The 14,538-nt window shown below is 38.6% G+C and carries 11 protein-coding genes; all 11 read left to right on the top strand.

Going from position 1 to position 14,538, the window contains the following annotated elements; genetic code table 11:
• The first annotated feature begins 68 nt into the window (after positions 1 to 68).
• Positions 69 to 362, top strand: a complete 294-nt coding sequence (locus tag ACFCYJ_RS20260) for a hypothetical protein (RefSeq protein WP_376076293.1) — start codon at positions 69 to 71, stop codon at positions 360 to 362.
• Entirely contained in the window at positions 359 to 568 is a 210-nt protein-coding gene (locus ACFCYJ_RS20255) for a hypothetical protein (protein ID WP_376076291.1), read from the top strand. The genes ACFCYJ_RS20260 and ACFCYJ_RS20255 overlap by 4 nt, the downstream gene beginning before the upstream one ends.
• A gap of 211 nt (positions 569 to 779) precedes the next feature.
• Positions 780 to 1,727, top strand: coding sequence for a nuclease-related domain-containing protein (locus ACFCYJ_RS20250; RefSeq protein ID WP_376076288.1), 948 nt, complete (start codon positions 780 to 782; stop codon positions 1,725 to 1,727).
• 235 nt (positions 1,728 to 1,962) lie between these two features.
• Positions 1,963 to 2,136, top strand: a complete 174-nt coding sequence (locus ACFCYJ_RS20245) for a hypothetical protein (RefSeq protein ID WP_376076285.1) — start codon at positions 1,963 to 1,965, stop codon at positions 2,134 to 2,136.
• A 246-nt stretch (positions 2,137 to 2,382) separates the two neighbouring features.
• Positions 2,383 to 2,802: a MarR family winged helix-turn-helix transcriptional regulator gene (locus tag ACFCYJ_RS20240; RefSeq protein ID WP_376076282.1), complete on the top strand. Its 420-nt coding sequence runs from the start codon at positions 2,383 to 2,385 to the stop codon at positions 2,800 to 2,802.
• Between the two features lie 12 nt (positions 2,803 to 2,814).
• Positions 2,815 to 4,014, top strand: a complete 1,200-nt coding sequence (locus ACFCYJ_RS20235; RefSeq protein WP_376076279.1) for an MFS transporter — start codon at positions 2,815 to 2,817, stop codon at positions 4,012 to 4,014.
• 163 nt (positions 4,015 to 4,177) lie between these two features.
• A complete protein-coding gene (gene efeO, locus ACFCYJ_RS20230; protein WP_376076277.1) occupies positions 4,178 to 5,044 on the top strand; it encodes an iron uptake system protein EfeO in 867 nt (288 codons plus the stop codon).
• Between the two features lie 19 nt (positions 5,045 to 5,063).
• Positions 5,064 to 6,323 (top strand): iron uptake transporter deferrochelatase/peroxidase subunit, encoded by a 1,260-nt coding sequence (gene efeB, locus ACFCYJ_RS20225; RefSeq protein WP_376076275.1) that lies wholly within the window; start codon positions 5,064 to 5,066, stop codon positions 6,321 to 6,323.
• Positions 6,298 to 8,013, top strand: a complete 1,716-nt coding sequence (locus ACFCYJ_RS20220; RefSeq protein WP_376076272.1) for an FTR1 family iron permease — start codon at positions 6,298 to 6,300, stop codon at positions 8,011 to 8,013. The genes efeB and ACFCYJ_RS20220 overlap by 26 nt, the downstream gene beginning before the upstream one ends.
• 601 nt (positions 8,014 to 8,614) lie before the next feature.
• Complete coding sequence (locus ACFCYJ_RS20215) at positions 8,615 to 9,277, top strand: Type 1 glutamine amidotransferase-like domain-containing protein (protein ID WP_376076270.1); 663 nt, start codon at positions 8,615 to 8,617, stop codon at positions 9,275 to 9,277.
• Between the two features lie 593 nt (positions 9,278 to 9,870).
• Complete coding sequence (locus tag ACFCYJ_RS20210) at positions 9,871 to 14,346, top strand: endonuclease (protein WP_376076268.1); 4,476 nt, start codon at positions 9,871 to 9,873, stop codon at positions 14,344 to 14,346.
• Positions 14,347 to 14,538: the final 192 nt, after the last annotated feature.

Genomic DNA, 14,538 nt, shown 5'->3' with positions numbered 1-14,538 from the left:
TCGACGGAAAACAATCCCAGGGAGACCGATAAAATTAGCGGCGACGGAAAGCGAGGCCCCCTCGACGGATGAAAGTCTCAGAGCGACGGAAAGAAATCCGGCATCGACGGAAAGCAATCCCGAGGCGACGGAAAGCGAGGCCTCACCGACGGATGAAAGTCTCAGAGCGACGGAAAGAACTCCGGCATCGACGGAAAACAATCCCAGGGAGACCGATAAAATTAGCGGCGACGGAAAGCGAGGCCCCCTCGACGGATGAAAGTCTCAGAGCGACGGAAAGAACTCCGGCACCGACGGAAAGCAATCCCAGGGAGACCGATAGAATTAGCGGCGACGGAAAGCGAGGCCCCCTCGACGGATGAAAGTCTCAGAGCGACGGAAAGAACTCCGGCACCGACGGAAAGCAATCCCGAGGCGACGGATAAAATTAGCTGCGACGGAAAGCGAGGCCTCACCGACGGATAGAAGTCTTAGAGCGACGGAAAGAAATCCGACATCGACGGATAAAAAGCCCGAGGCGACGGATAAAATTAGCTGCGATGGAAAGCGAGGCCGCATCGACGGATAGAAGTCTCCGAGCGACGGAAAGAACTCCGACATCGACGGAAAGCGAGCAAAAAAATACTAGCAAGAGCTGAATCGTAGGAATTTTTCCGTTCTTTCTATCTAAAAAAGTTGGTGAAAGATTTAATTTGTACTATGTGTATTTCAAGTTTTTTTGAACCTCTTTTTAAGGGGGTTCTTTTTTTATAAAATAGTTATAGGAGGTGAAAAAAACAATGATTTTATTAGACCGTCAGGAATCAGAGCAGCACAAAATTTTAGAAGCTTTGATACGGAGATTACCTAGCACACATACTGAATACCAGAATTATTTTGAGAGGTTGAGGCGTATACACGCAGGCTTTGCTGGGGAGCAAAGAGTAGATGCCGAATGGCTTGAAATTATTTTACCTCATCCGCATTATTTTCTTCATAATTTACAAATACTCAATCACTTTGGTACTACACATCAAATAGACACCGTTTTACTATGTCCTCAATTTATATTGATACTTGAAATTAAAAATGTAACAGGCTTTCTAGATTTCGATGAATCTTTTTATCAATTTACGAGAACTACAGCAGAAGGCGATGTTGAAGGAATGACGAATCCACTTCATCAAAGTAGGCGACATATGGAGTGGATGATGGGGATGTTACAACAGTCAAGACTTGAGATTCCTGTTCAATATGCTGTCGTTTTGGCAATGAAAAATGCTATTTTATCGAAGAGTTTAAGGGGACAACCAATTTTCCATGTTTCAGGTTTACGTTATCAGGTGCGAGAATGGCTTCGACAGCATAAAGAGGCGGTGGTGGATGAGGAAAAGCTTTTTCAATTTTCTTCTAAATTATTGTCCATGCATAGGCCAATCAAAAGAGAAATAGCATTGCCTGTCCAGGATTTAGTAAAAGGCGTGCTATGCGAAAGTTGTTTAAATGGACAGACAATGAACTATCGTTACCCAAAATGGTATTGTCAACGCTGCGGAGCAGTTGATCAAGAGGAAATTTTTAGGACGCTTGAAGATTATCGATTGCTAGTAGGCGAAACGTTAACAAATAAAAGCTTTTGTGAGTTTTTTGCAATAGATTCGCCGAATACTGCATATAAATTACTACAAAAGTTACCGTTGAAAGCTGTGGGAACAAAAAGTAATAGGAAGTATTTAATTGTTAATTAACTTGCAAAAATTCAAGCGGTCTGAATTTTTGCTAGAAAAGATGTAGAAGGAAAGAAGTCTCGAATCGACGGAAGGAAGCAAGCAAGGTAACGACGGATAGAAAGCCCAAGATGACGGATAGAATTAGCAGCGACGGAAAGCAAAGCCCCATCGACGGAAAGAAGTCTCGAATCGACGGAAGGAAGCAAGGTAACGACGGATAGAAAGCCCAAGGCGACGGATAGAATTAGTGGCGATGGAAAGCAAAGCCCCATCGACGGAAAGAAGTCTCGAAACGACGGAAGGAAGCAAGGTAACGACGGATAGAAACCCCAAGGCGACGGATAGAATTAGCAGCGACGGAAAGCAAAGCCCCATCGACGGAAAGAAGTCTCGAAACGACGGAAAGAACCAAGGTAACGCCGGATAGAAACCCCAAGGTGACGGATCAAATTAGCGTCGACGGAAAGCAAGGCCTTATCGACGGAAAGAAGTCTCGAAGCGACGGAAGTAACCAAGATAACGACGGATAGAAACCCCAAGGCGACGGATAGAACTACCAGCTCGACGAATAGCCCGTTCAAAATGCCGAACTTCTCGCTAATTGCCTACTAGACAAATAAAAACTTAGGGTATATAGTTAGCTAGGCTAACTAATTAAAGAGGAGTGGTATTTTTGACAGTTGAACAAGAATTTTTTAATCAGTACCGCTTAATGTACAGACCGTTTATCAATCTAGTAAATGTGCAGTTAGAGAAATATCAGTTGTATAGTTCTCAATGGGCTCTCCTTCGGTTATTGATGGATAAAGGGCCGCATACATTTGTTGACATTGCGAATTTTATGTTTATTGAAAAGCCGAGTGTGACAAGGCTTGTGCAAAAGCTTGTGGAGCTTGGCTATGTGGAAACGGTAGCGGGTAGGGATAAGCGCGAAAAGCTTATACAATTAACGGCTAATGGTGAAGAGGTTGTGCAGGAAATTAAGGCACAATTAAAACCATTTTTTGAACAGGCACTCGCAGGCGTATCAGAGAAGGATATTGAAATTGCGACAAAAGTTTTAGCGAACATTTGTGCAAATATCAATAGGTAGGAGAGAGAAAAAGTGGAAGCAACTAGACATAAACTTTGGACGAAGGACTTTTTAATCGTCTCACTTATTAATTTTACTATTACATTAATATTTTTTTTATTGATGGTAACCATCGCAGGCTATGCGGTTGAGCATTTTGGGGCTTCAACTAGTACGGCAGGGCTTGTATCGAGTATTTTTATTATTGGTACTTTATTTAGTCGTCTCGGGACAGGGCGTATCATAGGGGATTGGGGTAGCAAAAAAACATTATTTTGTGGATTATTGTTGTTTATGCTATCAACGATGTCTTATTTTATTGCGACGAATTTGCCGCTTCTAATGATCAATCGCTTAGTACAAGGGATTGCACTTGGGATGGCTAGTACGGCGACAGGAACAATTATTGCACAAATTTTGCCGCCTGATCGACGAGGAGAAGGGATTGGTTATTATAGCTTAAGTGCTATTTTAGCCACTGCTATTGGACCGTTTGTTGGCATTCTTTTAACACAGCTGTTTGAAGATTTTCGGATGATTTTTGCAGTCGATTCTGTATTAGCTGTTGTTTGCTTTTTAATGTATTTTATCGTAACTGTTCCAGATGCACCGAAGAAGGCTAAAGAAATGGTGGAGAAAACAGGCTTTAAGCTCACTAATTTTATCGAAATGCGTGCTGTGCCAATTGCTTTTGTTGCGCTCGTTATTGGCTTTGCCTACTCCGGAGTTATGTCATTTATGACGTTTTACGCGAAAGAGCTTGATTTGGTATCAGCGGGAAGTTATTTCTTTATCATTTATGCAATTGTTATTTTAGCGACACGTCCTTTTACAGGGAAATTACTAGACACTAGAGGCGCGAACATTGTTATCTATCCATGTCTAGTCATTTTTGCAATCGGTATGTATGCATTTAGTTCGGCGACAAGTAGTGTTGCATTTTTACTAGCCGCAGCTTGCATAGGGATTGGTTATGGCAATTTCAATTCAGTAGCGCAAGCAATAGCTATTAAAGTTACACCAAATGAGCGTTTAGGACTTGCGACATCGACATATTTTATTTTATATGATTTAGGTTTAGGGGTTGGTCCTTATTTCTTAGGATTCTTCGTTCCGATATCGGGGTACAGTGCCATTTTCTTCGCGATGGTATTTGTTATTTTAGTGTCAATTATCCTTTATTATTTCTTATATGGAAAATATGAAAATATAAAACAAGCGAAAATTTCATAGTTTAGAATAATTATATTGTGGGAAGAACGACATTTTACTAGTTATCTAATTAGATCAACTAGTAAAATGTCGTTTTTTTCTTTAAATAAAAATACTTCTTGCAATCCTATTTGATAATCATTATCATTCTCAATATAAACTATTTCGGAAGTAGGTACTTTGCATGAAAAAAACATCATTATTATCTGTATTAGTTGCAGGGAGCATTCTTATGACTGGCTGTGGCAATACAGATGAAGCTAAAAAAGAAGATAAGCCTGCAACAGAGCAAGCAGAAAAAGCTACAAAAGTTGATTTATCTACTGAACTAGCAGCCTATCAAACATTTGCATTAGAGCAAATGGATCAATTCTTAGTGGAAACGGAAAAATTTGTGGACGTATTTAAGGCTGGTGAAATTGAAGCAGCAAAAGCAGCCTATGCACCGGCACGGATGTATTTCGAGCGTTCGGAGCCAATCGCAGAGAGCTTTGGTGACCTGGATCCACGTATTGACGGTCGTTTAGCTGATATCCAAGAAGAAGGCAAGGGCGAAGAAGAATGGTCGGGCTATCATAAGCTGGAGCATGCGCTTTGGGTAGAAAATAAAACTGCAGGCTACGAGGCAATTGCAGATCAATTACTAGCAAACGCAAAAGAATTACATGCATTAGTTCAAACTGTAGAAGTAACACCTGATTTAATGATTACAGGTGCTGTTGATTTATTAAATGAAGTATCAACATCTAAAATCACTGGTGAAGAAGAAATCTATTCTCACACAGACCTTTATGACTTTAAAGCAAACATTGAAGGTGCAGAAAAAATCTTTGAAATCCTTCGTTCAAAATTAGAAGCGAAAGACAAAGACTTAGTCGCAACATTAGATGAAAAATTCAAAGCAGTAGATGATTTATTAGCGAAACATGCGACTGCTGATGGCGGATATGTTTCTTACGAAAAATTAACTGATGAAGACACAAAAGCACTTTCAGCAGCAGTTAATCAACTTGGAGAACCATTAAGTCAAATGGGTATTATTTTGGAGTAATTTTTTGGAGTGATAATAAATGACAGCGTCAAATGATGAAAAATGGATGAATAAAAAAATATCAAGACGTGACATGTTAAAGCTAACAGGTATCGGAGCAGCGGGTATAGCTATCGGTGCCTCTGGCTTAGGGGGCGTTATGAAAGTAATGGGCTACGATGTGTTCGAGCCTGTTGCAGATAGCACGACTGCACGTAATAAAATTGATTTCTATGGAAAACATCAACCTGGCATTATTACACCAGTTCAGACAAATATTTATTTTGCTTCTTTGGATGTTTTATTTACATCAAAGAAAGACCTACAAGAGTTGTTCAAAAAATGGACACCTCTTGTTGTACGTTTAATGAATGGTGAATTAATGGTAGATTTAACAACAAATACTAGAGTCCCTACAGGAGATACGGGCGAAGCAGATGGTTTAGACGCTTCAAATTTATCGATTACAATAGGTGTTGGCCCATCTTTATTTGATAAGCTTGGTATTCAACATTTAAAGCCTGCAGAATTAAATGATTTACCACATTTCCCTAAAGATCAGCTACAAAAAGAACTTACAGGTGGAGATCTTTGTATTCAGGCATGTGCGGATGACCCACAGGTGGCGTTTCACGCAGTGCGCAATTTAGTTCGTGCAGCATCTGGTCAGGTAGAAATTAAATGGGCACAGGCAGGCTTCAACTCATTCCCAGTTGGTGGAGGAACACCGAGAAATCTATTTGCATTCAAGGATGGCACTGGAAATCCATCGATTACCGATAACAAAGATTTAAATAAAGTTGTATGGGTCGATAAAGGTTGGCTAAAAGGCGGCTCTTATTTAGTCGCACGTAAAGTTCAAATGCATCTTGAAACATGGGATCGCACATCCCTGAAAGATCAAGAGGCAACATTTGGTCGTTATCGCGATAGTGGTGCACCTTTTGGTAAAAAGAAAGAGTTCGATGATTTCGATGTAGAGGCGAAGGATAGCAACGGTGAGTATATTATGCCAGATACGTCACATGTGCATTTGGCACGTAAATCTGGTGCACGTATTTTACGTCGCTCTTACTCTTATGCATCAGGCGTTATGACGAATACAGGTGCGCATGATGCGGGACTCTTGTTTATTTCTTATCAAAAGGATCCAGCCCAATTTACAACAGTTCAAAATAGCTTAGGCCGTATGGATAAAATGAATGAATATATTACACATCGAGGCAGTGCAGTCTTTGCTTGCTTCCCTGGTGTACAAAAGGGGAGTTATATAGGTGAAGAACTTTTTAACGCGCTGTAGTTTAGTACTTTGCCTGTTAGTGGCACTTGCTTTACCCGTGCAAGCAGCGCAATCATATAGTCACTTTTACATTTCTATAAGTGATGCGCTGATGAATACGAAGCAGGACAAGGAAGCTGAGGCAGAACGTGCTCTTGATCAATTTGCTAAAGACTGGGCATCGGTCACATCTGATCAGAAGGAAGCAAAAGAAAAAGTTGATAATATTCTTGCACAAGCAGTTGAAGCTACAGCTAAGGATGAACGTTTAAAGGCACTGTCTGACTTGTCAAATGCTTTACGTGCATTAGAAAAGCTTGAAAATCCTGTAGATGAAGCGGCGCAGCGAGCAGAATTTGGTACGAAATTTAAACCTATCATGAAAGCATTTGAAGATGCCTTAGCAAGTGGTGATTTAACTACAATCGATGCTGCATATAAGGATTTTAATGCAAAATGGAAGAAAGTTGAGCGTCCTGTACGTGAGCAAAGCATTGCGATGTACGGCCAAATTGAAACACAGATGGCCTTTATACGGATCACAATTGCTTCCGAAGAGCCAGATGTAGCCTTAATGCAATCTCAATATGCAGAATTAAAACAAACAATTGAGGATTTTGTAGCAGGTAATGATACGGCGAAAGTTGTAGATGGCGAGTATTCTCTAGCAACATTGATTGCTTATATTGATGAGGCGAATGATTTTATCGATGCAGGTGACTACAAGGCTGCCTCTGATAAAATTCGAGAGTTCATTAAAATATGGCCAAGTGTAGAAATAGATATTTCAACACGTAACGGCAGCCTTTATACAAAAATTGAAAGTGATATGCCGATTCTCGTTAGTGACTTATTGAAGTCTAACGTCGATGTTAAAGCAATAAAAAGTAAGCTGGATAATTTCCGCACTGAAATTGAGCTGATTCAAGGTGACTCAGATTATACGCTGTGGGATGCAGCATTAATCTTACTGCGAGAAGGCTTAGAGGCACTGCTAATTATTATGGCATTAGTATCGTTCTTAGAGAAGTCTGGACAAAAAACAATGCGCAAATGGATCTATGTTGGTGCAATTGTAGGGATCTTTTTATCAGCGGTAGCAGCTGTTTTAATGTCGACAATTTTCCAATCTGCGACAGTTGATACAAATCGTGAGCTGATGGAAGGTTATATTGGTTTATTAGCTGCTGCCATGATGATTGGCGTTGGTATTTGGCTCCATAGTAAATCGAGTGTAGTAAGCTGGAATCGCTATATATCCAAACAGATGGGCAATGCTATCTCAACTGGCTCGGTGTTTGCGATGGCATCAATTAGCTTCTTATCCGTTTTCCGTGAAGGGGCAGAAACACTTGTCTTCTACGCAGGAATTGCACCTAAAATGGAGACAACTCAATTTGTGCTAGGTATCGTAGTAGCACTATTAATATTAGCTATTTTTGCAGTTGTATTATTTAATGCAAGTGGAAAAATTCCAGTTCATAAATTTTTCGCAGTGGCAACGGTGTTAATCTATGTATTGGCATTTAAAATTATAGGTGTCAGTCTGCATACATTGCAGCTGAGGGATTCAGTTTCAACAACGATTGTAGATGGCTTGCCAGTAGTCAACATCATTGGTTTCTATCCAACGGTCGAAACAATGATTGGGCAAGTGATTTTACTTTTACTTGTTATCGCTACGATTATTTATAAGAAGAAACAGAAATAAATAGGAGGGCAGATGAATAGACTTTCATCTGCCCTTCAGCACGTCGATAAAAAAATTAATTAAAGTGTATCAATAAACAAAGGTTGATTTTCACTTCGAGGTGGCGCTTTCCGCGGGCTTGGCTTCAATCTCCTCGTCACTGCGTTCCTGCGGGGCTTTCAGCGCAAGCTAATCCCGCAGGAGTCGCCTCTCTCCGTGAAAATCAACAATTCCTCATCACTGTATAAAAACACAAGCTAAAACAAAATTATTATCATTATAGAAATATCTGTTCTAGGTTTGATAATTATTTTAAACAAGGAAATCCTCGATATAATGGAGAACAGGTCAGTACTACGCTCCTCACAAAATGCTGTATGCTTTAGAGTTTCTAATCCCCAAAGGAGTTACCCAGCCACTACTCCAATCAACCACTTCCCCTAGCATGAATCTTTTGGTATTTCACTCTAATGAAACAAATAGAAGAGCGGATGAAAGTATATACTCATCTATCCTTTATTTGTCTAAAAAAATGAATTAGTGTCTAACGACAAACAAAGATTATTTTTTTTATGAAAATTCATGATTTCTTGTATGTTTTGTTAAAATAAGGATATGTCCAATGCGAAAAATAGTAAATAGAACGGGGATGATTAACTTGAAATTGTTACTAAGCTCTAATGGTTTTTACACCGATGTTATTAAAGAGCAATTTTTAAAGCTCATCAACGGTGCTACAGACAAACTAGATGTTGCTATTATCACGACTGCATCCCCTCAAAAGGAGAATAATAGGTTTGCACAGAAAGCGAAAGAGGACTTTAATGAAATGGGGTTTCAAAACATTGATTTCATTGATTTAGAGATTGATAATCTAGAAAATCTTACACATAAAGATGTTATATACATCAACGGTGGAAATCCGTTTAATTTATTATTTCATACTAAACAGAGTGGGGCAGATAGTATCCTACGACAGTTAGTTTTAAAAAATGTAGTTATTGTTGGCGTCAGTGCAGGTGCTATTCTACTTGGTCCAAACATTAAAGTTGTTCATTTTTTTACACCGCAAATGGATACACTAAATACAAAGGATTTTTCAGCATTAGGATTAACAGACAAGCTTATTTTCCCACACTATGACAGAGAAGATTTGTTCAAAAATAGTACAAGTAAGACAATCGAAGAAAGACTTAAAGAATTTGAAACACTTGAAAGATGTGAAATTACGAGACTAAAAGATGATGAATATATCATAGTAGAAAATTTATTTAATAACCTTTAAATTAACCGCTGAAATAAGCATTTGCTTGTAGAAAATAAGATGGTTTTTGACGCTCCAAGCAAATACGAGAGGTTACTTTCCGTTCCAGCTGTGCGCTTGACTAGGGGCGTCCCATGAGTCGTTTCACTCCATGGTCTCATCTATAACACTAATCCAAAGGAGTAGATCAGCCTCCACGAAATGGTGTTGCTACAAAAGTAGTAGTAAAATAGAAAATAGTCTCTTGACCAGTAACTGGTTAAGAGACTATTTTCTTTTGGCGTAAATCAATTTGCCCGTTTTTTATAATTAAGCAAACTAGGTAAGTGTAAATTTTGTTTATATGTTAAAATTATGTTATAAATTGTTAAAATCCCTATAGCAGATGTGTTTTTCTATTATTACAATTCATTTACATAATATACATACTATAAAAATAGTGAATTAATAATAATATGTTTACATATATATGAATGGGGAAATATGTTTTGAATAGTTCGACCATTTACGACATGTCGTACGCGATATTTGTCGTCTGTGCGGTATAGGACCAAACCGAAAGTATCTTTTTCAAAAAAACGAACATTCTTAAAATTGAAAGGAGAATTGACTTGATGTCAAAGAAGAATTGGAAGAAGCCGATGAATGCCTTTTTAGCAACAACTCTAATCGCAAGTATTGCCGCACCAGTAGCACCCATCACTGTAAAGGCTGAAACACTGGCAAAGGATTTAATCATTTCAGAGTATATTGAAGGAACTTCCTTCAATAAAGCAATTGAAATATATAATGGTACAGGCGCCGCGGTTGATTTAAGTAATTATACTTTAGAGCTTCATACGAACGGAGAAGCTACCGCGAAGAATAAAGTGAGTCTGACAGGTATTCTAGAAAGCGGAGCTACTTATGTTGTATATCATAAAGATGCAGCGCCTACCATTAAAGCAAAAGGAAATCTAGAAAATTCAACTGTTATTAATTTCAATGGAAATGATCCAATTGTATTAAGGAAATCTGGTGAAATAGTTGATTCCATTGGACAAGTTGGTTCTTCAGCAGATTTTGCTAAAGATGTAACTTTAGTAAGAAAGAGTTCAGTCTTAACGGGTGATACAACTATTAATGATCCTTTTAATTCAGCATCGGAATGGAATTCATTTCCGGTAGATGATTTCTCCAATTTAGGCCAACACGTAATGGATACGAATTCAGGTGAACCTGTTGACCCCGAAGCACCGGCAATTCTCTCAATTGGAGATGCTCGGAATAAAGATGTGGGTGAAACGGTAACGATCAAAGGTAGGGTTGCAGCAGGCTTGAAAAATACGTTCTCTGTTCAAGATGAGACAGGTGGAATTGCTGTAAGACCTACTAGTTTAGCTATGTCTATCGGGGATGAAGTTACTTTAAAAGGTAAGTTAGTTGACTATCGTGGGTTACTACAATTAGATGGTGCTACAATCGTAGAAAAAGTTGAAAATGCCGGTGTACCTTCCCCAAAGGTAGTAACAGGTGCTCAAGTAAATGAAGATAGCGAATCACAGCTCGTAACAGTGAAAAACGTTACGCTTACAGATGTTCAACAAGGGGCTGGATGGGCAAACTTTACTGCAAGTGACGGAACGAATTTCCTCGTAAGGGATGAAACAAATTCGCTTGGCTTAACTGTCGGTACAAACTATGAATCTATCACTGGTATTGTTCAACAGTTCGATAAAGACTATCAGTTGATTCCTCGATCAGAAGCAGATATCGTAGTGGATAGTACAGCACTAAAGCCTGCTAACGCATCTCCTGGGAGTGGGACGTTTGTTGGAAAAACAACAGTGACTTTAACAACATCGACAGCAGATGCAGAAATTTATTACACAGTAGATGGTACGGAACCAACTGATAAAAGTCTTAAATATGAGGCACCAATTGAGATTAGCAAAAATACTACTTTAAAGACAATAGTTAAAGCTAAAGATGGCACATTTAGCGATATAACTACATTTGATTATAGCATTGCAGATAAATTACAAATTCATGATATTCAAGGCGCGGGGCATGCTTCAACATTTGATGGTAAAACAGTTGAAGGGATTGAAGGAATCGTAACGTATTCATTTACGTTAAATAATAATTGGTATTATACGATTCAAACACCGGATGAATTGGCTGATAATGACCCGAATACGTCTGAAGGAATTTTTCTCTACAGTGGAAAGAAACCATGGCCAATAAAGGTAGGAGATTTAGTATCTGTTAAAGGTAAAGTAAGCGAATATGCTTACGATGGCTATGATGATAGGCAGCAAACAGATTTAAAAACTACACAAATTAATGTGCGTGACGATCAAGACGGAAAAGTAGAAGTCATTAAAAGTAGTGTTGCCTTACCAAAAGCAATTGGCATCGATAAGTTAAAAATGTCTTTTAGTAAAATCGACAGTGATCAGCTTGAAATTTTTAATCCAACCATCGACGCTATTGATTTTTGGGAAAGTCTCGAAGGCATGAGAGTAGAAGTTGGCAACGTGAAGGCAGTAGCACCACAGGAGCATGGAGATTTAGTAACGGTACTTGAGGATGAACAAACGAATACAATTCATGGTGGCGTATTGTATGAGAAAGAAGATGCAAATCCAAACAGAATTCAATTCCGACTAGAACCGAATGGAGCTGCTCGTGATTTTGAAGTGGCTACAGGTGATAAATTTAAAGGGCCAATTACGGGAATCGTGGGCTATTCCTATCAAAACTTTAAAATCTATGCTTCTTTAGATGAGATGAAGGCCGCTTATGAAAAAGGAGATACATCACCTGAGACAACGAAAATAGTAAAGGCAGAAGATCAGTTAACAATTGCCTCGTATAATTTGGAGAACTTCTCTAATAACAAAACTTCTACTACTGATGATAAAGCGAGAAAACTAGCAAGAGCAATCGGTATTGATATGGGTAGCCCTGATATTGTTGGCGTAACAGAGGTGCAGGATAATAACGGGCCATCTGCAGGAGATTCAAAAGCGGATCAAAGTTATAAAAGATTAATTGACGCTATTAAAGGTGTAGGTGGTGTCGAGTATCAGTATGTTAATATCGATCCAATGAACAATCAAGACGGTGGAGCACCAGATGCGAATATTCGAGTTGGCTTCCTTTATAACCCAGAGCGAGTGAAGTTAAAGGAAGGTATTCCGGCAGGGGATGCTACAACAGCTGTTGGTTATCAAGATGGGAAATTAACATTGAACCCTGGGCGTATTGATCCAGCAAATGAAGCATTTAATAGTAGTCGCAAACCTTTAGCTGCACAATTTGAATTCCAAGGTGAAGATGTAATTGTGATCGCAAATCATTGGAATTCTAAATCAGGAGATACGCCTTTATTTGGAGCGATTCAGCCTCCACAGTATGGCAGTGAAGTGCAACGTAAAAAAATCGCCAACATTATTTATAATTTTGTTGGGGACATTAAATCAAAAAATCCAGATGCAAACATAGTTTCTTTAGGTGATTTTAATGATTATCAATTTGCGGATGCGCTTAAAATCCATGAAGGTCAATTGATGACGAATATGATTAATAAAGTAGATGCTTCTGATCGTTACACATATGTATTTCAGGGGAACTCACAAGTATTAGACCATATTTTAGTGTCAAACAATCTGGCAGAAAAAACAGATGTCGATATTCTTCATATTAATGCAGATTTTACGGACATGGCTGGTCGTGCAAGTGACCATGATCCAGTAATGGTCCAAATTGATGTTAATAAAGATTCAAATGTTGAACCGATTAAACCAGAAATAGTATATGACTATAAGAACTTCAAAAAGAACAAATTAACAATCAATAAACCTAGTATAGCACTTCATTTAGATGCTCAATCTGTTATTCCAAAAGGTGTTTTCCTTAAAGGTGCCTATGTGGAGCTACATGGAGAAGGCTTTAAGACGACAGATGTTATTCTTAGCCCAGCGAAAGCAGGGATGATTATTGACCTTAAAGGCACTAGCGTGAAAACACTCACAATTGAAGGTGCAAAAGTCAGTGAAATAAGAGGCGCTGAAAATTTAGATTTACAATCGATCATCTATAAAAAGGGTGCAGCTCCTGAGCAAATTAAATTTACAAATTCGAAGGGGAAACCCATTGTGAATCCTTCTTTGCCTGCTGAAAACAAGCAACCAATCATTAAAGAACCTATTACCAACAAAACTGTAGCTATTGGAGAGGAAATTAAAATTGATTTAACCGATCATTTTTCCGATCCTGATGGTGATGAACTTTCATTTACTGCCACAAAAGGCACTATAAATGGAAAGTTATTAACACTCAATTTAGATGAGGGTAGTCATATTGTTGGCGTTACAGCATCTGATGGAAAGAAAAGTGTCACTACAAGTTTCAGCGTGACAGTCATTGCTAATGATTATTATGCAGGTGCCTACAACAAGGAAGGCCAAGCACTAAAAAAGGCTCTACATGATATCATTTCTGAACAAAAGGTACTTTCTTATGATGATGTTTGGAATGCATTAAAGTATACGGATGAAGATCCTAGTAATCCGAGTAATGTCATTTTATTTTACTCTGGGAAATCTAGTCCAAAAACAAACAATGGTGGCAATGTAGGAAACTGGAACCGAGAGCATACTTGGGCAAAATCACATGGTAACTTTGGGACAAGCAAAGGACCAGGAACAGATATCCATCACTTACGCCCAACCGATGTACAAGTTAATAGTTCAAGAGGAAATTTAGACTTTGACAATGGTGGCAGTCCAGTGGCTGGCTGTAATGGCTGCTTAAAAGATTCAGATTCATTCGAACCCCCTAATCGCGTAAAAGGTGATGTAGCACGTATATTATTATATATGGCCACTCGTTATGAGGCTGGAGATAAGGTGGATCTTGAATTAAATGACAAAGTTAATAATGGAACAGCTCCTTATCACGGCAAACTGTCTGTTCTTTTACAATGGCACAAGCAAGATCCTGTAGATGAATATGAAAAACAAAGAAATGAAAAAATTTACGAAATCCAAGGCAATCGAAATCCATTTATAGACCATCCTGAATGGGTGGAGAAGATATGGTAAATTAAAGAAGAGTACTCAAAACGCCACTTCAAGGTTTAAGTTGAAGTGGCGTTTTGATTTTATTCTTATTAAAAGTGCATTTTCAGTAGATTCATCGAATTCAGCATGGAATACTTTGAGGGCTATGTAGTGAAGAATTTGATCAGTAACCTATTTTTTATGCTGTTTTTTCTGCATAACAACAAACGCAAC

It is taken from the genome of Lysinibacillus sp. NPDC056232 (assembly GCF_042267565.1).
Lineage (GTDB): Bacteria > Bacillota > Bacilli > Bacillales_A > Planococcaceae > Lysinibacillus.
The sequence above is the reverse complement of the archived record's forward strand: the minus strand, read 5'-3'. Positions and strand labels throughout refer to the sequence as shown.

Excerpts from the sequence above, each read along its gene's own strand:
- ACFCYJ_RS20260 (WP_376076293.1), top strand. The coding sequence starts at position 69 with ATGAAAGTCTCAGAGCGACGGAAAGAAATCCGGCATCGACGGAAAGCA.
- ACFCYJ_RS20255 (WP_376076291.1), top strand. The coding sequence starts at position 359 with ATGAAAGTCTCAGAGCGACGGAAAGAACTCCGGCACCGACGGAAAGCA.
- ACFCYJ_RS20250 (WP_376076288.1), top strand. The coding sequence starts at position 780 with ATGATTTTATTAGACCGTCAGGAATCAGAGCAGCACAAAATTTTAGAA.
- ACFCYJ_RS20245 (WP_376076285.1), top strand. The coding sequence starts at position 1,963 with ATGGAAAGCAAAGCCCCATCGACGGAAAGAAGTCTCGAAACGACGGAA.
- efeO (WP_376076277.1), top strand. The coding sequence starts at position 4,178 with ATGAAAAAAACATCATTATTATCTGTATTAGTTGCAGGGAGCATTCTT.
- efeB (WP_376076275.1), top strand. The coding sequence starts at position 5,064 with ATGACAGCGTCAAATGATGAAAAATGGATGAATAAAAAAATATCAAGA.
- ACFCYJ_RS20215 (WP_376076270.1), top strand. The coding sequence starts at position 8,615 with ATGCGAAAAATAGTAAATAGAACGGGGATGATTAACTTGAAATTGTTA.
- ACFCYJ_RS20210 (WP_376076268.1), top strand. The coding sequence starts at position 9,871 with ATGTCAAAGAAGAATTGGAAGAAGCCGATGAATGCCTTTTTAGCAACA.